This is a genomic window from Hymenobacter daecheongensis DSM 21074 (assembly GCF_900141805.1).
Taxonomy (GTDB): domain Bacteria; phylum Bacteroidota; class Bacteroidia; order Cytophagales; family Hymenobacteraceae; genus Hymenobacter; species Hymenobacter daecheongensis.
On the sequence record NZ_FQYN01000006.1, the window covers coordinates 229,405 to 250,930 of the forward strand.

The 21,526-nt window shown below is 55.8% G+C and carries 19 protein-coding genes; 6 read left to right on the forward strand and 13 right to left on the reverse strand.

Annotated features, from left to right (window positions below; all coding sequences use genetic code 11):
• Window positions 1-46: 46 nt before the first annotated feature.
• The 11 genes from BUB62_RS13125 to BUB62_RS13175 form a co-directional block, all read right to left on the reverse strand.
• On the reverse strand, window positions 47-1,369 hold the full coding sequence (locus BUB62_RS13125; protein WP_073110743.1) for an McrC family protein: 1,323 nt from the start codon (window positions 1,367-1,369) through the stop codon (window positions 47-49).
• Window positions 1,370-1,374: 5 nt separating this feature from the next.
• A complete protein-coding gene (locus BUB62_RS13130; protein ID WP_073110745.1) occupies window positions 1,375-3,624 on the reverse strand; it encodes an McrB family protein in 2,250 nt (749 codons plus the stop codon).
• A gap of 50 nt (window positions 3,625-3,674) precedes the next feature.
• A complete protein-coding gene (locus tag BUB62_RS13135; RefSeq protein ID WP_073110747.1) occupies window positions 3,675-4,262 on the reverse strand; it encodes a hypothetical protein in 588 nt (195 codons plus the stop codon).
• Window positions 4,263-4,305: 43 nt separating this feature from the next.
• Window positions 4,306-5,019: a M48 family metallopeptidase gene (locus BUB62_RS13140; RefSeq protein ID WP_073110749.1), complete on the reverse strand. Its 714-nt coding sequence runs from the start codon at window positions 5,017-5,019 to the stop codon at window positions 4,306-4,308.
• Window positions 5,016-8,255: a type I restriction endonuclease subunit R gene (locus BUB62_RS13145; protein ID WP_073110751.1), complete on the reverse strand. Its 3,240-nt coding sequence runs from the start codon at window positions 8,253-8,255 to the stop codon at window positions 5,016-5,018. Before BUB62_RS13145 ends, BUB62_RS13140 begins: the two co-directional genes overlap by 4 nt.
• Window positions 8,256-8,273: 18 nt before the next feature.
• The gene (locus tag BUB62_RS13150) at window positions 8,274-9,143 is read right to left on the reverse strand and encodes a hypothetical protein (protein ID WP_073110753.1); all 870 of its coding nucleotides are present in this window, start codon (window positions 9,141-9,143) and stop codon (window positions 8,274-8,276) included.
• Between the two features lie 285 nt (window positions 9,144-9,428).
• Window positions 9,429-10,466 carry a hypothetical protein gene (locus tag BUB62_RS13155; protein ID WP_143164160.1) on the reverse strand — a complete coding sequence of 346 codons (1,038 nt, stop codon included), beginning with the start codon at window positions 10,464-10,466 and terminating at the stop codon, window positions 9,429-9,431.
• A 45-nt stretch (window positions 10,467-10,511) separates the two neighbouring features.
• The gene (locus BUB62_RS13160; protein WP_073110757.1) at window positions 10,512-11,906 is read right to left on the reverse strand and encodes a hypothetical protein; all 1,395 of its coding nucleotides are present in this window, start codon (window positions 11,904-11,906) and stop codon (window positions 10,512-10,514) included.
• An 18-nt stretch (window positions 11,907-11,924) separates the two neighbouring features.
• A complete protein-coding gene (locus tag BUB62_RS13165; RefSeq protein ID WP_073110759.1) occupies window positions 11,925-13,148 on the reverse strand; it encodes a restriction endonuclease subunit S in 1,224 nt (407 codons plus the stop codon).
• 2 nt (window positions 13,149-13,150) lie between these two features.
• Entirely contained in the window at window positions 13,151-14,677 is a 1,527-nt protein-coding gene (locus BUB62_RS13170) for a type I restriction-modification system subunit M (RefSeq protein WP_073110761.1), read from the reverse strand.
• A gap of 82 nt (window positions 14,678-14,759) precedes the next feature.
• Window positions 14,760-15,056: a hypothetical protein gene (locus tag BUB62_RS13175; RefSeq protein WP_073110763.1), complete on the reverse strand. Its 297-nt coding sequence runs from the start codon at window positions 15,054-15,056 to the stop codon at window positions 14,760-14,762.
• A gap of 56 nt (window positions 15,057-15,112) precedes the next feature.
• Here BUB62_RS13175 and BUB62_RS13180 point away from each other — a divergent pair, with 56 nt between their 5' ends.
• Window positions 15,113-15,334, forward strand: coding sequence for a hypothetical protein (locus BUB62_RS13180; RefSeq protein ID WP_073110765.1), 222 nt, complete (start codon window positions 15,113-15,115; stop codon window positions 15,332-15,334).
• Between the two features lie 691 nt (window positions 15,335-16,025).
• Here BUB62_RS13180 and BUB62_RS13185 read toward each other — a convergent pair.
• Both BUB62_RS13185 and BUB62_RS13190 read right to left on the reverse strand, forming a co-directional pair.
• On the reverse strand, window positions 16,026-17,774 hold the full coding sequence (locus tag BUB62_RS13185; RefSeq protein WP_073110767.1) for an RNA-binding domain-containing protein: 1,749 nt from the start codon (window positions 17,772-17,774) through the stop codon (window positions 16,026-16,028).
• A gap of 436 nt (window positions 17,775-18,210) precedes the next feature.
• On the reverse strand, window positions 18,211-18,951 hold the full coding sequence (locus tag BUB62_RS13190; protein WP_084539060.1) for a LexA family transcriptional regulator: 741 nt from the start codon (window positions 18,949-18,951) through the stop codon (window positions 18,211-18,213).
• 73 nt (window positions 18,952-19,024) lie between these two features.
• Between BUB62_RS13190 and BUB62_RS13195 the strand changes: the two genes are divergently transcribed.
• From BUB62_RS13195 to BUB62_RS13215, 5 genes are all read left to right on the forward strand, one after another.
• Window positions 19,025-19,249, forward strand: a complete 225-nt coding sequence (locus BUB62_RS13195; protein ID WP_073110771.1) for a hypothetical protein — start codon at window positions 19,025-19,027, stop codon at window positions 19,247-19,249.
• Window positions 19,250-19,276: 27 nt separating this feature from the next.
• A complete protein-coding gene (locus tag BUB62_RS13200) occupies window positions 19,277-19,663 on the forward strand; it encodes a hypothetical protein (protein WP_073110772.1) in 387 nt (128 codons plus the stop codon).
• On the forward strand, window positions 19,660-20,046 hold the full coding sequence (locus BUB62_RS13205; RefSeq protein WP_070735610.1) for a hypothetical protein: 387 nt from the start codon (window positions 19,660-19,662) through the stop codon (window positions 20,044-20,046). The genes BUB62_RS13200 and BUB62_RS13205 overlap by 4 nt, the downstream gene beginning before the upstream one ends.
• A 68-nt stretch (window positions 20,047-20,114) precedes the next feature.
• Window positions 20,115-20,699, forward strand: a complete 585-nt coding sequence (locus tag BUB62_RS13210) for a hypothetical protein (protein WP_073110774.1) — start codon at window positions 20,115-20,117, stop codon at window positions 20,697-20,699.
• The gene (locus tag BUB62_RS13215) at window positions 20,696-21,520 is read left to right on the forward strand and encodes a hypothetical protein (protein ID WP_073110775.1); all 825 of its coding nucleotides are present in this window, start codon (window positions 20,696-20,698) and stop codon (window positions 21,518-21,520) included. The genes BUB62_RS13210 and BUB62_RS13215 overlap by 4 nt, the downstream gene beginning before the upstream one ends.
• The last annotated feature ends 6 nt before the right edge of the window (window positions 21,521-21,526 follow it).

Genomic DNA, 21,526 nt, shown 5'->3' on the forward strand with positions numbered 1-21,526 from the left:
CAAATGATCTGCCTAACTCGATTGCACCACCTAAACTCATACATTTTTACTGTTCAAGCCAATAGGGCAACTCTGCACCTATTGAGCAATGCAAGTAGCCAGAACTGTCAACGTCGGATGTGCCTAATCCGGAGGACATCCCTCCGACCCGGATGTATGATATCCCACACTGAATGGGATCTCCACTTGAATGAAGCGGGATTTCGAACTCTCCTCTCAACGGAACGTCGTTCGCGGCTTGTGGATATAGAAGGCGTGTATGGTTGGCGCGATATTGCTGGGCATAAGCAAATAGCTGGCGGAGGTCGTTGGGATTAGGCTGGCCAGGAGGGGGGCGCTTCCACTTTGCATCGAGCACGATTGGGGTGCGCGTTGGATGGGTAAGGAGGAGGTCAGGCTGCATCTGGCTTTGGTAGGAGCTGGCTTGCCAGAATGTGGCCAGTGGCGGCTTGGTGGCGGTCCAGTCAGGAGGCAAAAGACGCTGCAGGGTGCGTAATAGGTAGCTCTCCCATACCCGGTTCATGTTGAAGAACAAGGAAATGAGTTCGTCGGAGCCATGCAGTACATTGGGGCTGAGGCGTAGCAATAACAGGCGGGCAATACCTAGTGCGGAGCGATAGGGAGCAGTCTGGCGGCTGTTCCTAGTGCGTAGCCGGGCAAAGTGCGCAGCCGTAGGGCGTACTGGGGTAACATCGGGCCAGGATACCAGGGCACGGGTGGCGCGGCCACGCAGGGAGGCGGTGGTAGTGACGGAGGGTATTAGCAGAAGGGCCTGTTGCAGTAGACTGTGGGCAAGATGGTTGCGGTCGTAGGTCTGGTGACGGGTATAAAACCGCTCTTGGTGCACCACGTTGCGGGCGATGTGCTGGCCGAAAAGCAAGGTTCCGCGCAACGCTTTTACCTGCCCTTCGTGCTGCCGGTAGCGCTTGATGAGGCCCCGGCGTAGTAGTGCCTCCACTTCCGTTAAGAATAAATCCAGGTACAGGTCGAGCAGGGTGTTTTCCCGCTCCCGCAATAAGGCCGTATTGAATGAGTCGACGGGCAGTAAACCGGCTTCCGCCAGCAGATGGAGTAGCAGGCGGCGCCAACGGTCGAAGGGCTCATCGCGGGGGTTACTGGCACCGGGTACCGCATCGACTTTAGGCAGCACTTCGATGGTGAGGCTGCCGGCCTGCAACACTCCAACATAGTGCTTGAAGCGGACGGCACGATGACGAATGTCGTAATACCGTCGGCCGCTGCCGGTGTCGTGGTAGCGTAACAGCTTCTCCCAGTGTTCGATGAGAAATTCAGCTTGCTCCTCCCCTTCTCCCTGCGTATCGCCCACAGTGAGGGTGCTATGTTCGAGTACGCGCAGAATGTGAGCCATGGCACCTAGGCGTAAATGCTTTGGAAAGTGGCAGCAGTCCAAGCATCAGGCGAGATGAGCTTGTAGATAGGCCGTTCGCCCATGCCATGAGCGTCATAGCCAGGGAAAGTAGCCAGCTTGCGGCGTCCGGGGGAATTGGGTTTGATTACCTCAACGAATTTAGGACCGAGCACCAAACCTATTTTACCCCAGTCGGCGAAGAAGTATTCCTGTAGCAGCGGGATGATGCCATGCTCGAAGGAAGTTTGCAGGGATTCAAGCGACTGTGCATCGAGTAGTAGCGCGTGACCGAGGCAGTGGTCGTGGTCGAGCAACTGCTCCAACCGGCTATTGAGCACCTCCAGTATCTCGGCTACGTTGATGGCTTCAATACCGGTACCGAGAATTCCGTTAGTGCCCACCTGCTTGCGAATTACGTCAGCGTCGGGCCGCATTTCGGTGAAGCTAAAGCGGCGGCGGAGGGCAGTATCTAGGGCTTCGACGGACCGGTCAGCCGTATTCATTGTACCAAGGAGGTACACGTTATCCGGCACTACGAAAGAGGATTTGGAGTAAGGAAGCTGCACGCTAAGCATCTCGGGCTGGCCAGCTCGCTTGTCCTTTTCAAGCAACGTTATCAACTCTCCAAAGATGTTAGCGACGTTGCCCCGGTTGATTTCATCAATAATGAGGACGAAACGCGGCGCAAGCTTCAAGTCATCAGGTGTAAGGGATTTGTAATCGAATCCCTGAATATTTTCAGCGGCAATCTCTGGGTCGGCTACTGCCCGCAGGAGCATTTCAGAAATAGCGGGACCAGTGGGCGCCTGGTGGGGAGCGTTGGCTCTCATCTGCGCTTCCAGCTTGCGGAACTCCCGGAAAACAGCACGATATACACTCCGGTCGCGACCATACGTCACGCTATATACAGGCTCAGCATCGGAGGAAACAGACTGATAAGGATTATCGTCGTTGATTTTACGCAATCCCTTGCGCGTTACCTGGGGGAGGTTATCGGAAGTACTGGTGCGGTACTTGAAATACGTAGTTCCGTGGGCGCTGATATTTTGCAGGACCAGCTCTACTCCCTGCTGCGTTTTGACTACTACTTCTTCGCTACCAGCAAGCTGCTGCTGCCACTGCTTTTCCAGGCTATCAAAAACAGCGTCGAAATCCGGGGGCGCGGCTGCGGAAACGGGTGTAGCAGCAATCAGCCGCTGTCGCAGCTGCAAGTATAGAGCATAAGCACCACGCTCAGCTAACGTCTTGAATATGCCACGCTCAATTACATACTTCAGATTCCGGGTGTTTTCGTCCTCCTCATCCTCTTCGTTGATGACGGGTTTGATACCTTCGACAAAGTCTTCATAGCTGAAGGCTTGGTGAAAGGTGACGAACTCGAGTTGGCCAGTTGCGCAGTATTTGTCGAGCTCTTCCCGAATCTGCTCACGGCTGTAGTCGGCCGTAATCTGCTGATCGGTTTTGCCGGCGAGGATGCCCAGGGCGCGCACAGCGGTGTGGTAGGTTTTGCCCGTGCCGGGGGGACCGTAGAGTAGCTGATTTCGGGGGGTAGTCATTGAAGAATAATCGGGTTGAGAAAGAGGGGTTTGGTTCAGGGTTTTTGCTGCATCAGGCGTAATAAAGGAATCAGCACGGAGCTTTTCAGCAATGATGAATGCCTGTAGCAACTGCTGTAGAATGAGGGTTTTCAGCGCTGATTTCTGCTTAGCACTAGTACTAGCGCGAAGCTGAGCCAGGGGGAGCTTGGCCAAGGATTGCCAATCGCCGGAAAGGGAGGGATTGGCTAACAGAGGGCCGGGGAAAGCTTGCTTTAATGCTTGACGCAGATCGGCAGCTAATTGATTGGTGCGGTCAGGGCTACGAGGCTCATCGGCAGCGCGGGCGCGGCCAAACCAGCGGTTTTTACCGCCTTCATTGGTGCCCAACTTGAAGCTCAGGTACACAAATTCGTCATCCTGCGGCAGCCAGTAGAGCGGAAACCCCACAATGCGGGGTATTTTATCGGTACCCAGGGTCAGGTAGGTGTCCGGGAATTTCTGACTTTCCTGCGTAGCCCAAGTAGTAAGGTCAAACAGCAGCAGCTCGGTCTGATTGTCGTGCCACCAACGAAATCGAAGAGGCGATTCGGGGGCAGTGGTTTTGTTCCGGACGGTATAGTTTTCGTATTGAACTACTATTGGAGCTACATCAATCTGGTCGTCAGCTAACAGCGTTTTCAGCTGTTGCAACGTGGTAGCATCAATACGGCGCAACATGGCAGAGGCAGAAATTGGCGAAAGGAATTACTTGACGGTTCTAGGTATTGCTACCAAGCTTCAGCGCGGGTGCGGTGTAAGTGTTTGAGAAAGGGCTGCCCCTTATAATAATGTAGATTGTCAATGACCGTCAATACCATTTGGGCCCGGGCAGCATCAGGACCATGCTGTCGCTGGACGCTGAGGATGGTTTTCTCGGCTTGCGGAGACAGCCGGAAGGCGTAATAAAGCCTGGGGAAGTTATTCAGAAGTAGATACTGTTCGGCAGGCAAAGGCGGCGAAAGGTCGGGGGCCAGTTGCGGAGGAGCTTGTGGGAGCTCAAAAAGAGACTCATCACTTACACGGCGGAGGGATATAAAGCTGAGCATGCCGTCGAGCCATTCGTCGATGATGGGTTGGGGCAAAAAGTCGCTTTCGAAGTAGAAAAGCTCCTCGTTGCAGAGCTCCAAATATTGTTGCACTGTTTTGGTCTTGAGCGGAAGCTGGCCAAGCTTGGGACTTAGCTTCTGAAACCGAGTGGTGCAACTCGTAATAACGGCGTGATGAAAGCTATTGCGGGAGCCCTGCCAGGTCAGCAGCGCAAGCAAAAGCCCAACGGCACCCAGAATAGTAGCGATGTGCGCCAGAGACTCAAGCATTGGGGAAAAGGTCAGTGTAATATGAATGGGTAAAGTAAGGGCATTAGCTTAAGGCTTTCTCCAGCTTCTCCTTGCGGCGTTCCCAGTCGGGCAGGATTTTAGTGAGGAGGCGGTAGAAGCGGCGGGAATGGTTGGGCTCGATGAGGTGGCAGAGCTCATGCAGGATGACGTAAGCAATGGAGCTTTTGTCGGCTCGGATGAGGTCCGTATTGAGGGTGATGCGGCCGGCGGGGCTGCAGCTGCCCCAGCGCTTTTGAAGGTAGCGCTGGTGGAGAGTGGGCATAGGGAACTGGTACTCGCTGAGCAGCGGCAGGCACTGCTGCAGCACGGCCTGGAACTGCTCGGCGGCGTGCTGCTGGTACCACTGGCGTAGCAGCTGGGCAGTGTGGTCGGCTTCTTCCGGGCGGGGCGTGTTCACCACTAAGCGGCCGCGGATGAGCTTGACCTGGGACTTGGGGGCTTCTTCGAGGCGGAGGCGGTACTGGCGGCCAAGGTAGAGGTGGGTTTCGCCGCTGACGTAGCGTCGGGCCGGCGTGGAGGGGCGGAACTGCTGGAAGTAGGCCTGCTGGCGCAGAATCCAGGCAGCGCGGCGGGTGACGCGGGTCTGAATCTGGGCCAGGGGAATATCGGGCGGCGAGAGGACGTGCACGCGCTGGTCGGGGTGCACGGAGATGCTCAGGGTGCGGCGTGGGCGTACCTCTACCGTGAAGGCCAGTTCATGGCTGCCATAAGTGATGGAAGAAGCGGTAACACTCATGCGTACTGGCGGCGGGCGACAGCGAATACCTGGTCGAGGAGGCGGTCGATGGCTTCGAGGGACAGGCCGAGCTTTTCGCGTTCGTTCAGGTCGAAGAGGTAGTCGTCGAGGGCGAGGCGGGCAGCGTTGACGAGTGAGTCTTTGTTGGGCCAGTCGACGATGGGGCGGTCCTGGTCGAGCAGGTGGCTGCGGAGCAGGTCGTCGAGATGAAGGCCGGCGTGAATGGCTACTTGGCGTAGCGGGGCCGCCTCCAGGCCGGTGGTCGGGCGCAGGGCTTCTTCGGTTAGACCGTAGAAGGCCTGGGCAGCGGGGCGGCCCTGAAGGGCGGCGGGGGTATCGGGGGCGGTGCGGTGGCGCAGCACCTGTTGCTGCAGGTCGCTGGCCCGCTGCAGGTACTCAGCCTCAGAGATGCGTCGGGCGCGGTAGTCGGCAATGGTTTCCTCGATAAGCTCGGACAGGCGGCGGAAAAGGGTCGGGTCTTCGTCCATCTTTTCGGTGATGGTGCGGGCGGTCCGGTGCGCAATGGTATCGGCTTTGGCGGCGGGCGTGCCAGCTTCGGCCACTACTTCGGCAAAGTGCTGTTCATCGAAGATATTGACCAGCTGGGTGAGGCGAATAATTTCCTCGGTGCTGATGTGCGTGTCGATGAGCTTCTGCACCTGCGCTTCGTACTGTTTGTAATCAACGGTGTCGGCGTAGCGCTGCTTGGCTTGTTCGCGCAGCTTGAGGAAAAAAGCGCCATCGTGGCGGTACTGCTCGACTTTGGCCGGCGGGTTGCGCTGCGTGAATTCCAGAGTGGAGAGAGCCAGGCGCAGCAGGCGCGCATAGACGGAAACCTTCTCGTAGAAATCATGGCGGACGGCTGCATCAGCCAATAACTGTTGGTAAGCTTCGGCATCGTAGCGGTTGGGGACGGCGCGAAATAGGTCCCACAGTGCTGCGTGGCGCTGGGGCAGGTCATCAACCTGACCGCGCACATGGGCAAGCGTGTCGGCTAGGTCGGCTTCGTCGAAGCCGTCGAGACTGGAATAGGTGTTCAGGGCCGAATCGAGCTGCTGGAGGTTGCCGTAGTAGTCGATGATGTAGCCGAAGTCCTTGCCAGGGTGCACGCGGTTTACGCGGGCAATGGCTTGGAGCAAGGTGTGTTCGCGCAAACCGCGGGTGAGGTAGAGGACAGTGTTGCGGGGGGCATCGAAGCCAGTAAGCAGCTTATCGACGACGATGATTATTTCAGGCTTGTCCTGGTACTTGAAGGCATTGATGACATTTTTCTGGTATTGCTCGGGCGAGCCGTGCAGGTCCATCATGCGCTTCCAGAACCGCACAATCGGGTCGGTGGACTCGGTGGCGTAGGCATCATCGGTCCCCTCACGCTCGTCAGGGCCGGAGATGAGGACTTCGGATGATACCTGGCCCAGCATGTCGAGGGCTGCTTTGTAATTGAGAGCCGCTTTTTTGGAACCGGTGACGAGCTGGCCTTTGAGGCCGGTACCGGCCCAAGTGGCGCTAAAGTGCTGGCTGATGTCGAGAGCTATTTCCTGAATTTTCTGCTCAGCTTCGTTCAAGGGTTGGGCACGACTGACCTTGTGCTTAAGGTCAGCACGCTGGTAGTCGGTGAGGGGCTCGGTGACGACATCAAAAAATCGGTCGAGGGGACGGGCATTGACGGTTTGGGCGGCGTGGCGGCCTTCGTAGAGCAGCGGTACCACGGCTTTGTCTTCGACGGCCTGGCGGATGGTATAGTACGGGTCGATGAGGCCGCCGAAGCGGGCGGCGGTGCTTTTCTCACGCTTGAGCAGAGGCGTGCCGGTGAAGGCTAGGAAGCATGCTTTGGGTAGCACCTGACGCATGCGTGTGTGCAGGGAACCGTACTGAGAGCGGTGGCCTTCGTCGACAAGCACGAAGATGTTATCGTCGTCGAGGGGTACGTCGAGATGCTTGACAGCTTTGTCGAACTTGTTGATGAGCGTAGTGATGACTTCAGCACGCGGGTCGTGCAGGAGTTGGCGTAGATGCTTGCCCGAACGCGCGCGCTTGGGCAGCTTGCCGCATTTGATGAAAGTGCCTTCAATCTGTTCGTCGAGGTCGGTGCGGTCGGTTACTAGCAGGATGCGGGACCCGGGAAGACGTGAGTCGGTGGCAAGCAGCTGGGCCAGCATGACCATGGTGAGCGACTTGCCGGAGCCCTGGGTGTGCCAGAGCACGCCGCCGAGGCGGCGGCCGTCTGAGTCGCGCTGCTGCACCCGTTCTAGAGTAGCGCGCACGCCGAAGAACTGCTGGTAGCGGGCTATTTTCTTGAGGCCGTCCTCGTAAAGCACAAAATGGAAAGCCAGGTCGAGCAAGCGTTGTGGCTGGCATAGGCTCCAGAGGGCGCGGTCTTGGCCGGTGGGCAGTTGAGGAGCAGCCTGGAGTTGGCGGAAGTAGCCCTGGGCGTAGGTAAAGTCACCGCTGAAGAGGGCAGCTTCCTGCTCAGGGCGCAGGGGCTGGTTTTTGAGGGTCAGAAGCTGCTGCTCCCAAGCAGCTTGGGCCTCGGGGTTGGAGTGCTGCTCGCGCCAGACAGCCCAGAACTCGGTGGGGGTGGCGGTGGTGGCGTAGCGGGCCTGGTCACCGTCGGCCACGAGTAGCAACTGCGACCAGATGTAGAGCGGGCGAATGCCGTCTTCGGTTTGCTGGCGCAAGTGCTGGGAAATGGCCTGGTCGAGCAGGCCAGTAGCGGCACGCTTGCACTCGAGCACGGCCAGGGGGATGCCGTTGACGAAAAGCACCACGTCGGGGCGGTAGGTATCGGGTAGGCCGGAGCGCTGCACCGAAAACTCGCTGGTGACATGGAAGACATTGTTTGCGGGCTGCTGCCAATCGATGTAGCGCAGGGAGAAGCTTTTTCGGTCACCGTCGACCACCTGCTCGAAGCTCTTGCCAAGGGTGAGTAGGTCGTAGGCAGCGTGGGTGGCGGAGCCAAAGCCCAGGGGCCCGGGCAGGTCGCGTAGGGCCTGGATGGCGGCTGAAAGGTTATCGTCGGAAAAGGGCTGCTGCTGGCCGCGGTGGCGCACGGCGTTGAGGCGGGCAAGCTGGGCGCGCAGCACCGTTTCGAGGAGGACATTATCGGTCCGTCCGCCGCGGGCGACCAGGGCATGTGCGGGGGGGAGGTATGTATAGCCAAGCTTCTGCAGCCATAGCAGGGCGGGGAGCTGGGAGGCGTGGTCTTCGCGCAGGTTGGGGGTAGCGGAGGCTGGCATACTCTTGGATCCTATTAGTTATTCCTGCTTGCTAGCAGCTGCCAAGTCTTCCTGATGTTCTAACAAGCGAGCATGCAGATGCCCCATGTTGATGGTCAAGTCTTCTATAAGCACCTTTTCCGCTCCAATTCTGCTGCTGGTTAGTTGTACAGCTCTGAAACATCCATAAAGGGCTTTATACCATTGCAAGCACTCAAACCATTGCGGTAAGTTAATGATCACACTACCAGCGTGAGAGTAGTGCTCATGCTGGGAAAAGTGCTTGTATAACCAATAAAGATGAGACAAAGAGCTGAATTCCGGCAGTTTATTCAGATAAGTATACTGTGATTCAGTAGTAAGTGTGCTTGAAAAAGTCCTTCCTCCTTTTTTCAATAATTCTTCGTCACTACCATGTCGAAGAACTTCACTCTTCTTGAATTTTAAGGCAGGAGAGGTTTCTTCAATTAAGTAAGCTGCATCTGCATACAGCTTACTTAATGCTTGTTGCTTCGCATCTTCAGTCGTTGTGAGTTGGTCTGCATCTAGCAAGCCTTTCACGAACTTGATGTATGGAGTATCAAGCACATGTAATTCATTCTCGAAAGTGGGTTCGTGCTGTTCTAGACTCTTCAAGAATAAGAGTAGCAGAACATCTGTAACGCAAGAGCGAAATAGCAACGAGATAGGTACTTTCATTTCGCCATACTCTGGCCAATAACCGAGTTGGGCAAGAATGCCCATGAGACTAGCCTTTAACCGACGAAAGAGGTCCAAGTATGTTTTCTCGATTATTGGAATAGGCAGTTGTCGGCCAGCATGGGGTGCACCTATTGCATTGATGGCACCAATAAGTGATTCAATGTAACGTTTTAGAAAGTCGCGGTCTTTTTGGTCTCCGTAAATCATAGCTGTGAGAAATTAGGGTTTATCCCAGTAGCGGCGGAACATTTCTGCTTCGGCTTCCAGAAGGTGTTGGTAATCGTGGTTGGCAACGGCAGTCAAATATTAGAAGCGGCGAATATCAAATATGCCCAACTGCACTTCGGGCGTGCTCTTAGCCCAAAATTGCTGCTCAAGCAGATAATTGATAGCGCAAACTAGCTCCTTCGTAATGCATTCCTGACGGAAATGCAGCTTCAGGACGTGCACTTTTAGATGTTGGAAGGATGAGTAAAATAGGTTTAGCAGGTATTAGATGGAATCGCGCTGACTGGGCTCCCTTTGCATATTCTCTGAGTTCCACGATGGACCCAGTGCAACAAGCACACCATCGGCACCGAAAAATAGATCACGGCCAGTATCGCTTGTATCATTTAGAAGACCTTTTAATCTCCGGTTACGGGTGAAAGTTATATACCAGGCTGAATCGGCGGAATGGGGCGAATCGTCCAGGTAAAACTCCAAGGGTTTATTCAGCAAGCCGACGGTTACATCTACTTCAGGAAAAAAGCGTGTAGTAAACGTATAGCCCTCATATTCTTTCTCTTCCGTTCCAGGGGCTTCAAAGTCAATAAGCGTGCGGATGGGCTCGTAGTATTGGTGCAGAAATTCTAATGGCTCAATCACCGAGCTACGGGCATTGAGGTCTGCTTCTTCGGGGTCTTCCCACCGAGCAGCTAAAACACCTGCTTTGTTGGCGTAGGAAGCACTGGCTACCCGAGCTATAATCGGATGCATACCACCACCGGGGCTATGTATAAAAGGCGGCACGGCGGTTTGATCCTTTGCCTTTTTCATAAGGGCTTTGGTGGCCGCGCCGGTACGGCCTTTGGCCTCCATGATTACAAAACCCCGCTTACTATTCATACCTAGCAGGTCAGGCCGCGTTCCCTTTAATGGTGTTGCGTAACCATCGAAATGCTGCAACCATGGTATGTTTAGAAAATGGCTAGCCAGTAGCTTGGCCATTGTTAGGCCCATAAAATAAGATAAGGCCGTCTTCTCACTAGGGTCAAGGCTTTTGTAAACTTCGCTATGCTGAAACTGGGCAGGAGTCGATTTCGTCGCCACCGTCTCTATGAGATTGACCTTGACCATGTACATGCGCATCTTGCGCTCATATCGAGATAAGACACCATGTTTATTTAAGTAGGTAGCGTCTGCCTTACCTACTGTAATGGCTGCGTGCATGAGCTTACCCCAGGATACAGGTAGGGTGTTACGACCAACGAAGTTTCTGCCCGTATAGGGAGACTTAAAGTTTTTAGATAAATAGGTCAGATTAGGCATTTGCGGAGAGTAGTACTGAATTAGGGAAAGCTTCGTCGAAGCAGATTACGCCTTAGCGGCTGATACCAAATCGTTGGCGGTTGTTTTAAGGGCCGTAGCGGTGTCTACCACGTTTTTGGTGGCATCAGCTAGGTGCTTGGTGCTGAAAATCATCGGTGTGGATTCTTTACCGAGCGAGGGGGGAGTGTAGAGGCCTTGGATGGCGCTGACAAGCATGGCCGTCTTCTCTGCTTCAGAATCAATCATGTCAGAATAACCGGTTACCGTCATGGATACAGCCGCTTTGAAGGCGTACTCTTCTTGCAGGTTGCGTTCCTTGTTGTATTGCGCAATAGCAAAGAACAGCAGTGCGAAAGCGGGAGAAGTGCGTACCACGTTTAGTAGAGTAACAGACCAACTGAACCCACCGTCGCCGTGGCTGGGGAACTGTGTGAAGATGTGTAACACCCACCACAGAGCAAATACTGCCGCCGCAATCGCAACTACAGCCCAGATGCGTACTGGCCACACTAATTCTTTTTGGCGACGACTGAATGTACCTCCCAGAGCACTATCAGCTGCAAAACCCAGAAGCTCGTCTATGCGCTGCTGTCTGCTTAGAATAAGCGCTTCTTTCTCTGTAGCGTTTTGAAGGATTTCAGCGAAGCGTTCATCCTTTTCGCCTAACTCGTAGAGCTGGTCCTTAGCAGAGCCACGTATGCCCTCAAGCGATTTGACAATTGCATTGTACTCTTCATGGTCCTCTGCTAACTTCTCTTTCGAGTCAGCCATCAACAGCTTCTGTTGCTCCACAATACCAGAAATTGTAGCATTGGCGGTGCTGGCCTCGGTCTGGAAGTCACGAATTTCCTTGAGCAGCTCGCTGGACTGCTGCTGGTTGCTAGTGATGGTTTTGAACTCCTGCTGCTTCAAGGTGTGGTATTCGCTTAGCTCCTGCTGGCTTTGCTGCAGTGCTTCCTTGAGCACGTCTACTTCGGTGACTCGTCGCTCTACCTCAGCCTGTAGTAAAGCAATGGCATCCTGGTTTTTTTGTAACTGTAGCTCCTCTACTGAGTGGATGCGCAGCTTCGATTTTTCCCAGAAGCCGCCCTGCATCTGATAATGAACCAACCAAAGCAGCTGGGGGAGAACGTTATCAAACGTATAGTTGCCCGTTAGATAGCTGAGCATCTGCTGCAGTTGCTGGTTTATAGCGGCTTGCCCTAACTCCGGATCATTATAGGTGTGAAACATTAGCTGCCAACTGCCCCGGTCCAGTTCAGCCCGCAACTGCTTTATGGCACGGTTGAACATGGCAATGAACTCGAGCAACTTAAAGTCACTGATTACCACATTGCGGAGGTCCTTGCCACTGTAGGCTTTTTTGGCAAGCTCATTAAGATTAAGCGCTTCTAGCTGTGCAAGCGACTTTTCTACTGTGATTTTTTGCTGGGAGGTCATAGGGTATATTTAAAGCGTTTATAAAGAATTAGGCACCCGTAGCTGGCCTGTGAGCAGCTGCTGCATCAGGCCCTTTTTCTGCTGCTGCCACTGCCGGAGCTGGGCCTGGAGCAACTCTATTTCCTGGTCGCAGGCGTTGAGCACGGCGGCAATGCGTTGCTGCTCGGGAAGGGAAGGAAGGAGGATTTTCTTTTTCAATAGTTCCTCCGGACCAATGCGAACTGCTTTTCTACCACCGGCTGCAATGTCGGCGAAGCGAGCGTAGAATTCCTCTCGTGAGAAGTAGGCGAGCAGTAAGCTGGCGTCAACTTCTGGGCTTATGTCAAAGGTTGGTAAGTCGAGGGTACTTTCGTACCCATCAAGCTCTTCGGGAATCAGACCGAAAGCACCATTCAGGAAATCGAGTTTGCTGTAGATGAACTGCCCAGCTTTGCGCGCGTAGTATTTCGTGTTTACGCTACCTATCTGGCGCTCATTTTTCGCAAGTACTCCTTTCCCGTACAGCTTTACAGTCAGCTTTTTGGCAGCCTTACCATTCGAGCCGGGGATACGGCTCTCCGTAATGAGCGAGCTTATGCGCTGTTCATGCCACGGCTGCCCCTGAAACTCGGGAAACCGCAACTGTCCTGTCAGCAACTGCTGCATCAGGCCGCTTTTGTAGGTGCTTTTGGCTTTAACCAATGCAAGAATGACCTTTTCCTGAATTTTTAGACCATTGAGGATATTAATAATTGCTCGCTGTTCCGCCACTGGAGGCACGACTAGCAGTAACCGTTTGAGCGCATCTTTAGTCAGCTTGTAGCGTCCTGCACCTTGACGGGTAATATCGTTAGTAAGGTCGCGCGAATTGAAGAACCAATACACCCATTCTGTCTCGCAGCTTTCGGTGCCTTTGATAAGGTGAGCGTGGTTATTCACGTTGTATTGGCCATCGACCAGCAACGTCATCGGGTGCGTCTGAAACTTCAGAAAATGGTCGCCATCTTCTCCAATCAGCACATACTTCCCCTCCACTCTAAAATGGTCCAGGTAGTCCTGGGCCTTTGTAGGGCCATAGTATGGATATGGTCCCTGCATCCCTTTTCGGACAGTCTCACTTAGTGGAAAGCGTAGGTGATTGTGAATCTCCGCGACATCATCGAGCTTCCGAACGTCCCATTCTTCTGGTATCCAACCCAGCTTCGTCAGCTTATATCCCTGCTTCTCGACAGCCGCTGCAGTAGTCATTTCCATCGTCTCCATGCTTACGCCTCCACGTTAATGCCCAACTCGCGCAGGTAGGTGTGTACCTGGCCGCGCACGGCGGCCAGTTCGCCCTCCAGCCTAGTAATTTCCCGCTGGGTATCTACTAGGCTGATGACCGTTTCGGCCTCTTGGGTATCCACGTAGCGCGGGATGTTGAGGCTATAGTCGTTTTCGAGCAGTTGGGTCGGAGTTACGCGCTGGGCGTAGCGCTCCTCGGTTTCGTAGCGGCGGTAGGCGGTCACCACGCGGGCCATGTGGGCCTCGCCGAGGCGGTTCTGGTTTTTGCCGGCATCGAAGTCGCGGCTGGCGTCGATGAAGAGCACGTCGTCGGTGGTGCGGCCCCGGCGGAACAATAGGATGGCGGCTGGAATGCCGGTGCCGAAGAAGAGGTTGGCGGGCAGGCCGATGACGGCATCGAGCAGGTTTTCCTCGATGAGGCGTTGGCGAATCTTACCCTCGGTGCCACCCCGGAACAGTACGCCGTGGGGCACGATGACGCCGGCTTGGCCGTGGCCGTCGAGGGTGGTTTCAATCATGTGCAGGATGAAGGCGTAGTCGCCCTTACTCTTGGGCGGCAGGCCGCGGTAGAAGCGGCCGTGGCGGTCGAGGCCGGCTTCGTCGTGGCCCCACTTGTCGAGGGAGAAGGGCGGGTTGGCGGCCACCACGTCGTAGCGGCGCAGGTTTTCGCCGTCGAGCAAGCGGGGGTTACGCAGGGTGTCGCCCCACTCAATCTGGGCATCGTCGAGGCCGTGCAGGAACATATTCATTCGGCACAGGGCGTAGGTGGAGCCGTTGATTTCCTGGCCATAGAGGGCTACGTTGCGTGAGCCCACCTGACGGGCCATCTTGATGAGCAGGGAACCGGAGCCGCAGGTAGGGTCACAGATGCGGGCGCCGGGTTGGGGGTTGAGCAGGCGGGCCAGAAGCTCGGCTACCTCGCCGGGGGTATAGAACTCGCCGCCCTTCTTGCCGGCATCGGCGGCGAAGCGGGAAATGAGGTATTCGTAGGCGTTGCCGATGACATCTTCGCCGCCTACTACAGAGGGGCGCAGGTCCAGACGCGGATCGGCGAAGTCCTGGAGCAACAACTTGAGGCGGGTATTCCGCTCGCGGGTCTGCCCTAGATTGGGCTCGGAGTTGAAGTCGATATTACGGAACACATCGGTGAGCTTGCCGCGGTTGGCAGTTTCGAGGTCGTCGAGGGCGATGTTGATGAGCTCCCCAATGTTGTCGGCGTTGCGCTGCTGGTAGAGGTAGTCGAAGGCGCAGTGCTCGGGCACTTGGAAGCGTTCGAGCTGCATGGCGCGGGCGGCACGGGCCTCGTCGCCCTGGTACTTGGTGAGGTAGGCGGCATGGTGGTCTTTCCACACGTCGCTCAGGTACTTCACGAAGAGCAGCGTGAGGATGTAGTCCTTGTACTGAGTGGGGTCGACGGTGCCGCGCAGGGTGTCGCAGGCGCGCCAGAGGATGTTGTTGATTTCAGCCTGGGAGACGCGAGGCGTGGTGATGGGTTGTTCTGGGGTCATGTGCTGGAGGGGTAACCTCACCCCCGGCCCCCTCTCCGATGGGGAGGGAGAGCCGAGGCGCGCGGTTGGTTTTGGATGATGGTTATGATTTGCGATGAGCGTCGCCGGGAATTGCTGCCCAAGGGTAGGCTGGAACGGCCACGCAACGCTCCAATCGAATCTGATTGTTGAGAGGCTGGTTATAGTTTAGTGTTTGAATGACCTGCTGCATGTCGGCCAGCGCAGTATCCTGGGAGGTGTCCTTCTTCCAGAGAGAGGTATTGGGTAAATGGTAGTTCTGATTATTAGCAATCCAATAATCAAAATATCCCTTGTTTTTCATCGCCGACTTTACTTCAGTATGGCGAATGGTGATGTCGTAAGTAATTAGTGTGTTCATGGTTAGCAAGTGGATTAAGCGGTGAGGAATGAGCCGGTGGCATTTTGAATGGCGCCTTGGAAGACATGCTGGTAAAGTATTGCTTTCTGTTGCAGGAGGCGTTCTGTGAGGTGTTGTTCGCGGAGCCAGAGCTGGTGGAGGTCGCCAAGGCGCTGTTGTACTGGGATGGATGGCAGGTCTATGGGGGTCATCAACAGTGCTGCTTTGTTGAGTACAGGGACAGTGGTGCTGGCGTTGGTGATGCCTTGGAGGCGGCGCTGGGTGTGGGGGTGGTTTAGATAGGCAGTTAAATAGGCTGGCACAACCTTAGGACCTAGGCGTAGGATGAAAAAGCCAGAAGAAGCCGCGTAACCTACTAACTCCTCTGTCACTAGTGTGGCGGCGTAACGCCCCCCTTTTGCTGGCAGCAGCACGTCGCCAATCCGAAGTAAGGCGCGGTCGGTAGTAGAACTGCTGGGGACAAAGCGAGCTACTCCTTTAAGGAGTTGGCCTGAGCTATCAATGTCACTGGGCAGAAGAAACTTGTGAGAGCCTTCTTTTAGAGGCTTCTCATAGCTGCCTAGGCTGACTGTAATAAGATCTGCGAGTGGTATCACTTGTTTATTTTTCTGTAGTACACTACAAAGGTAAGGAAGTTCTCCTATAACCGGAATATATTTTCTGTATCTCGCTACAATCGATTTGTCTTGGGTGCAAAGCAGTGACTATTTGACACCCTTATGAATCAACCGGTGGCTACTATGGAACGGCTAATAAGGCTATCAGAGAGGTAGTAACAAGGATGTCAAAAGGCTATCCTTGATAAGCTAAAAGCTATCATCATTTGTATCGTCACGTATCGTCACGTATCGTCACGTATCGTCATTTATTGCCACAAAAAAACCTCTTCCCAGCGCTGGGAAGAGGTTTTTTGCTGTTGTTCTTTCGTCAGTGTTTCGTCAGTCTTTCGTCATTGTAGCACCATACAATTTATCCCTTGTCTAATGGTACTTGTTGCTCAGAAGTCTCTAGGCGCCCCTCTTTTTTGGGGTAGGAGTTAGAGGAGGCTTCTGACTGGCCACTTATCCAGCAAGACTGTACGCGACTACCAATGTTGCGTATGCGCTTGTTTCGGCGCAGCTTATTAATGAATTGGTCAATTTTCTTGGTTTTTGCCTCTTCTGATAGGTGTAGAGGTAGCTGGTCCCAAAGCAGTTCATTAATGTCGTCTCGAGATACGCCCTGGCAGGAGTCGACTAAGGTTACAATCATCCCTTCATAGTGCGCATTACCTAGGCCTTTATTCTTTAAGTAGGTTACATTTTGGCTGGTCTTGGCAGCAACACCGCTAGATATATAGAGGCTGTCTTTGCGACCTTCTACCAAACGACGTTTGCGGAGGTAGTCCACTTCATCGTTGGTTAGCGCCTTGTGTTTCTGGACCTTGTCAAGCAGCATTATCTCAGACAGCGTGAGGTCGGGGTGGCGAGCCAGTACACGGGCGTAAGCCAAATCCAGCACGCGGCCAATGATGGTCACTTTGACAAGATTGTTGACCAGTTCGTAGTCGGGGAGCGGAAAATACTTCTCCCGCTGCAAGCGAAACATGCGCTTGATGCCGCTGCCGATAGTGTCAATCATGTTCAGGTTGACCATGGCTTCGGCCAAGAAGGGATTTTGGCCGTCGGGCTCCGGGGCATCGCGCTGGATAACGTTTTCCACGGTGCCTGGCAGAAAAGGGCCGGCATTAAGAAACACCAGCTGGTCGGGCATTTCCACAATAGAGATACGCCCAGTGTTGCCTTGGTACTGCTGATGAGCAATGCAGTTATGCAAGGCCTCGCGCACGACGAAACGGTCGTACATCTCAGCCTCCTCCGGAAAAAGCGTTTCGTCTTTGATGTAGCGATAGCGCAGGTTACGTATCAACGTGTATACCTCATCGACGGCTGTCAGGAACGGGGGCATAAAGTGCCGGTAGTCCAACTCTTCACCGCGTTCGTTCTTCAGAATCCAAGTTATGCGGGGGGACAGGTTCAGGTAGTGAACGGCTTCCTCTCGGCCGAGTAGTAGCAAGGTGGCACGGGTAATCTGACCGTTGATGCAGACTTTAGCTTTATTGAGGAAAGTGGCGTCGTCCCATTCGTCTACTTCGGTTGCAAGCTTGGGGTGCTTAGTTTTGTAATTGACACGAGCGAGTTGCAGCGAAACGGGGTCGAGGTCGGCCAGAGTGGCATCGGTGCAAACAATGCGGCTCCAGTCTTCGGGCTGCTGCAGCGGCTCGCGAAGAATTGCCTCTTCACGCTCAGGGGTAAGGGGAATGAGGCTATCGCCTAGGCGCTGCCACTTACTGGCGTGGGCAAAAACGGGCCGACGGGGCCGGTGCTTAGGAATATGCAACACCCACACATGCTTACCCGTGTCGCTGGTGACGTACTCCTCTACTTGCAGGCCTTCGGTCGGAAGGTTAGTGCATTTGGTAGTTAAGCGCTGGGGCAAGTTTTCGGGCGTGTGGCCAGCGGGGTCCTGCAAGCCGGTGATGACGTGGCCTTGGTCGCGCAGGCCCATGATGAGGACACCCCCTTCCAAGTTGGCGAAAGCCGCAACGTAGGAAATGAGGTCTTCGCCGGCGTGGCCGCCAAAATTATGTTTCAGGCTAGCGTACTCTTTCCACTCGTGCCGTTCGTTTTCCCGAGGGTAGGTAGCCGTTAGATAGGCCTGTAACTCTGTTTCCGTCATAAAGCATTTTGCGGTGAGAGTAAAGTTAGCATACCTTCTTGATCAATGGCTTTTGCTTTGTCGATATGTCAAATTTCAGCAAATAATGCCATCGTTCGTAGCCTTATACAAAATCTTATAGCTGCCTAAAGCATCCCTAAATTAACCGAAAAGGCCTTCTGCACAATGCAAAAGGCCTTTGTTATGGCAATAGTCAAAACACCTCAATGTCCACACCGGGGGCAAAACCGGGGGCAATAAATAAAAAACCCCTTCTACGCGGTGTAGAAGGGGTTAAAGCGCTCCCTCCTGGGTGCGTAATAACCGCTTAAAAACGCAATAAAGGTGCTTTATTAAAATTTCGTCCCGGTTTTCGTCCCGGTTAACGACAGGAATTTCATGGCCAAATTCCTGAGGCTCCCTGCAGGGAGCCTCAATCTATTGTGAGGCTCCCTGGCTATTCCACCCTTCCCCGGATAATATCCACCACCTTCCACAGGCCGCGAATATCCTCCCCCGCTACAGTCAGCATCCCGGCCTTGGGGTTATCCGAGTGCAGCACCAACTGATGCTTGGTCAGCAGGTCATTGTCCTTGATGCGTTTTATCGTCAACTGGTTGCCAAACGCCGCCACATAGACCCCGCTCACGATATACTTGATGTCGGCCATCGGCACCGGCGTTACCGCCACCAGCATCCCGGCCCGTAGCTGCGGCTCCATCGAGTCGCCGTCAATCTCAAACACCACCGTACCGGCCTTGCGCAGTTCGGGGCTGGGGTTGTAAATCCGCATGGTCTGGTACTGGCCGTAGTCGCCTTCGGCCGCAATCAGTTCCACGAAGCCCGCCCGCACCGGTACCGGAATAAAAGGGCATTCGATGTGGTCAGCGTCCGCAAACTTGCCAAACACGACAACCTCGCCACCTCCCGTGCCGGAGTCGTCCATCGGGCCGCCGCCGAACCAAAGCCAGTTGCGGCTAACCTCCAGCTCCGAGACAATGGTTTCCAGCACCTCAGTGCTCGGCTGGTGCCGCCCGCCTTCCAGCTGTGCTACCGTAGGCCGTGAAATACCCAGCAGGTCAGCCATCTGCTGCTGCGTCAGCCCACGGGCCTGGCGAACAACCTTCAGCCGCTCCGCCATGCTCAGTTCCGGCAACGGACTAACTGAGCTTATTTTTTTGCGTTCCACTGTAGTCATTTTGCAACATTTGGTAACTATTACCTACATTTGGGCGTCATGTCTCCAACAAAGGTAACATATCAAAACTAAAATGCAACCAATTGAAACCACAGCTACGCCGGCCGACCTGCGTTTGTTGCTTCCCCACGGAGCAATTGCCGACATCGCCCGCAACCTGAAAATGTCCCACACGGCCGTTTCCAAGGCCCTGCAGAAGGCCCGGCCGGCACACCCCGCGGTGGCCGAGGCCATCCGCCTCATCAAGGAAGCCGGCAGCCAGGCCGTGCTGCACGACCTCAACCTGCTCAATCAATAGCCCACTCGCCTTACCGTCCCTTTCGTTATGATGCTCCTTATAAAAGCCGACCAGCATTACCCCCGCCGCCCGCTGCCCCCGGCGCCCTACCTGCTCGAAGAGCCCCGTGCGGCCACGGCCGCCCTGGAGGCCGCCATCCGGGCCTGCCCCAAAAACAAATTCACCGCCAAGTACCCCCGCCCGACCTATGCCCAGCGCTACGATTTGGGCGAGGCCCTGGATAGTCCCTACCTGACCTACCGCGAAGCTGTGTGGGTAGAGCTGTGGCGCTATGAGTTCGACGCCGACACCGCCACCCAGGTGCTCACGCAGCTGCAGCACATCATTGCCCACCGCAAGGCTTCCGGTGTAGCCCTAGTGTACCATCAGGGACGCTGCTTTTTCCCCGAGTTCCCCACGTCCCCGCAGCCATGACGGAGCTAACCACTACCACTCCCGACGGTCTGCATATCACCGTGCGGATGCCCGACAACCACGCCTGGGTGCGCGAGTCGCTGGAAAAGGCCTGCGCCGCCGAGGCCCGCCGCCAGCTGGCCGACACGCCCACCCCGGACCCTGCCTACGCCGTACCCCGCGCCGCCGACATCCTCGACCTGCACCCCGAAACGCTGCGCGACTACATGCGCCTGCCCGACCATCACCCGCGCCGCCTGCACTACATGCCCGGCGAGTCCAGCCGCGGCGACCGGATTCTCCTCTCGCAGATTCACGACTGGCAGCGCCGCAACCGCACTGATGCCACCCTGGCCACCGCGCCGGCCGCCCGCGTCCGGGGCCGCCGTCCCGCCGGCCAGTAGCCCCAGCCTCTTTCATTCCAACATCAACCGCCGACAGCCGCTGCCGGCACAATACCCCGTTCCCGCTCATGTCCCAGCTACTTCCCGTCGTCGGCCCCGACAGCCCCGAAACCCGCTCCATCATCACCATTCAGAAGGTCAAAGTCAAAGACCAGCACCTCACCTGCGAATTCATCGAGCAGCGCAGTGAGGAAGCGCCACCCCGTGCTTTTGCGCTTACCTGCACCGAGCAGGTACACCCCGACCTGACCCACGCGCTGAGCCGCCTGGTGCCGCACCTCTGCCTGCTGGCCGAGCAGCTGACCGAGACAACCGACTACTGGCCCGACGAGTCCGAAGAGCTGCCCACGCTATTCGAGCCATTCACCGTCACCGGCTTCTCGATGGGCCGCAACCAGGGCGGCGTTACCCTCATCGGTCAGCGCGAGCTGGCCGCCGGCCGCGTGCTCAACCTGACTACACCCTACCAATCGTTCGACGACGAGCAGGCCAGCTACCCCTACACCGGCCTGCTGGAAACCACGCTGGCCACGGCCCTGGTCGAAGTCGAAGCCGCCCTACGCGGCAAATGCACCGAGTACCGCCAGCTTGACTTATTCGAGCAGCCAGCTACCACTAACGTCCTCCTGGTGCCCACGCCACCGCGCGCATGAAACTTCCGGCTATCCAATTCTACCCCGGCGACTGGCACAAGGACCAAGGCGTCCAGGCCCTCGACCTCGCGCAGCGCGGGGCTTGGTTTGAGCTGCTGTTGATGATGCACGACAGCGACGAGCGCGGCGTACTCCTCGTCAACGGCCAGCCTATGCCGGATACTGTCATTGCCCGCCGCCTCGGTTTGGATAACCAAACGGCCAACCAAATTCTAACCACCCTGCTGGCCTACGGCGTGGCCAGCCGCCGCGACACCGACGGCGCACTGTTCTGCCGCCGCATGGTGAAGGACGAAAACCTGCGTCAGGTACGCACCGCCGCCGGCAAAAAGGGCGGAAACCCGCTTTTGCTTAACCAAGCTGCCAACCAAACCCCAACCACCGGGGATAAGCAAATTCCAACCCCTTCATTTTCATCTTCAGTTACAGCTTCAATAAAAGAGAGGGAGACGGCTGACGCCGCCCCGCCCGCTCCCAATGTTGAAAATTCAGGTGAGCAAGCAGAGAGCAAACCTGCTGACAGCCGCAGGAAGGCCACCGTCGTCCCAACCCTGGCCGAAGTGCAGGCCTACGCCGCCGGGCAGCACCCCGCCAGCGCCGATGCCCAAACCGAGGCCGCGGCCTTCCACGACCACTACGAAAGCAATGGCTGGCGCGTGAGCGGTAAAACCCCCATGGTCGACTGGCGCGCCTCGTTTCGCGGCTGGATGCGTCGCCGCCCCCAATTCCAGACCGCCGGCCCCCACGGCAACGGCCAGGCCGCGCCACCGGCCCGCGCCCGCACCGCCCCCAAATCCACTGACCCCACCCGCTGGAGCTAACCCACC

Excerpts from the sequence above, each read along its gene's own strand:
- BUB62_RS13195 (WP_073110771.1), top strand. The coding sequence starts at position 19,025 with ATGCAACCAATTGAAACCACAGCTACGCCGGCCGACCTGCGTTTGTTG.
- BUB62_RS13160 (WP_073110757.1), bottom strand. The coding sequence starts at position 11,906 with ATGACCTCCCAGCAAAAAATCACAGTAGAAAAGTCGCTTGCACAGCTA.
- BUB62_RS13125 (WP_073110743.1), bottom strand. The coding sequence starts at position 1,369 with ATGGCTCACATTCTGCGCGTACTCGAACATAGCACCCTCACTGTGGGC.
- BUB62_RS13175 (WP_073110763.1), bottom strand. The coding sequence starts at position 15,056 with ATGAACACACTAATTACTTACGACATCACCATTCGCCATACTGAAGTA.
- BUB62_RS13200 (WP_073110772.1), top strand. The coding sequence starts at position 19,277 with ATGATGCTCCTTATAAAAGCCGACCAGCATTACCCCCGCCGCCCGCTG.
- BUB62_RS13215 (WP_073110775.1), top strand. The coding sequence starts at position 20,696 with ATGAAACTTCCGGCTATCCAATTCTACCCCGGCGACTGGCACAAGGAC.
- BUB62_RS13150 (WP_073110753.1), bottom strand. The coding sequence starts at position 9,143 with ATGATTTACGGAGACCAAAAAGACCGCGACTTTCTAAAACGTTACATT.
- BUB62_RS13210 (WP_073110774.1), top strand. The coding sequence starts at position 20,115 with ATGTCCCAGCTACTTCCCGTCGTCGGCCCCGACAGCCCCGAAACCCGC.
- BUB62_RS13135 (WP_073110747.1), bottom strand. The coding sequence starts at position 4,262 with ATGCTTGAGTCTCTGGCGCACATCGCTACTATTCTGGGTGCCGTTGGG.
- BUB62_RS13145 (WP_073110751.1), bottom strand. The coding sequence starts at position 8,255 with ATGCCAGCCTCCGCTACCCCCAACCTGCGCGAAGACCACGCCTCCCAG.
- BUB62_RS13130 (WP_073110745.1), bottom strand. The coding sequence starts at position 3,624 with ATGTTGCGCCGTATTGATGCTACCACGTTGCAACAGCTGAAAACGCTG.
- BUB62_RS13205 (WP_070735610.1), top strand. The coding sequence starts at position 19,660 with ATGACGGAGCTAACCACTACCACTCCCGACGGTCTGCATATCACCGTG.
- BUB62_RS13165 (WP_073110759.1), bottom strand. The coding sequence starts at position 13,148 with ATGGAGACGATGGAAATGACTACTGCAGCGGCTGTCGAGAAGCAGGGA.
- BUB62_RS13190 (WP_084539060.1), bottom strand. The coding sequence starts at position 18,951 with ATGACTACAGTGGAACGCAAAAAAATAAGCTCAGTTAGTCCGTTGCCG.
- BUB62_RS13185 (WP_073110767.1), bottom strand. The coding sequence starts at position 17,774 with ATGACGGAAACAGAGTTACAGGCCTATCTAACGGCTACCTACCCTCGG.
- BUB62_RS13155 (WP_143164160.1), bottom strand. The coding sequence starts at position 10,466 with ATGCCTAATCTGACCTATTTATCTAAAAACTTTAAGTCTCCCTATACG.
- BUB62_RS13140 (WP_073110749.1), bottom strand. The coding sequence starts at position 5,019 with ATGAGTGTTACCGCTTCTTCCATCACTTATGGCAGCCATGAACTGGCC.
- BUB62_RS13170 (WP_073110761.1), bottom strand. The coding sequence starts at position 14,677 with ATGACCCCAGAACAACCCATCACCACGCCTCGCGTCTCCCAGGCTGAA.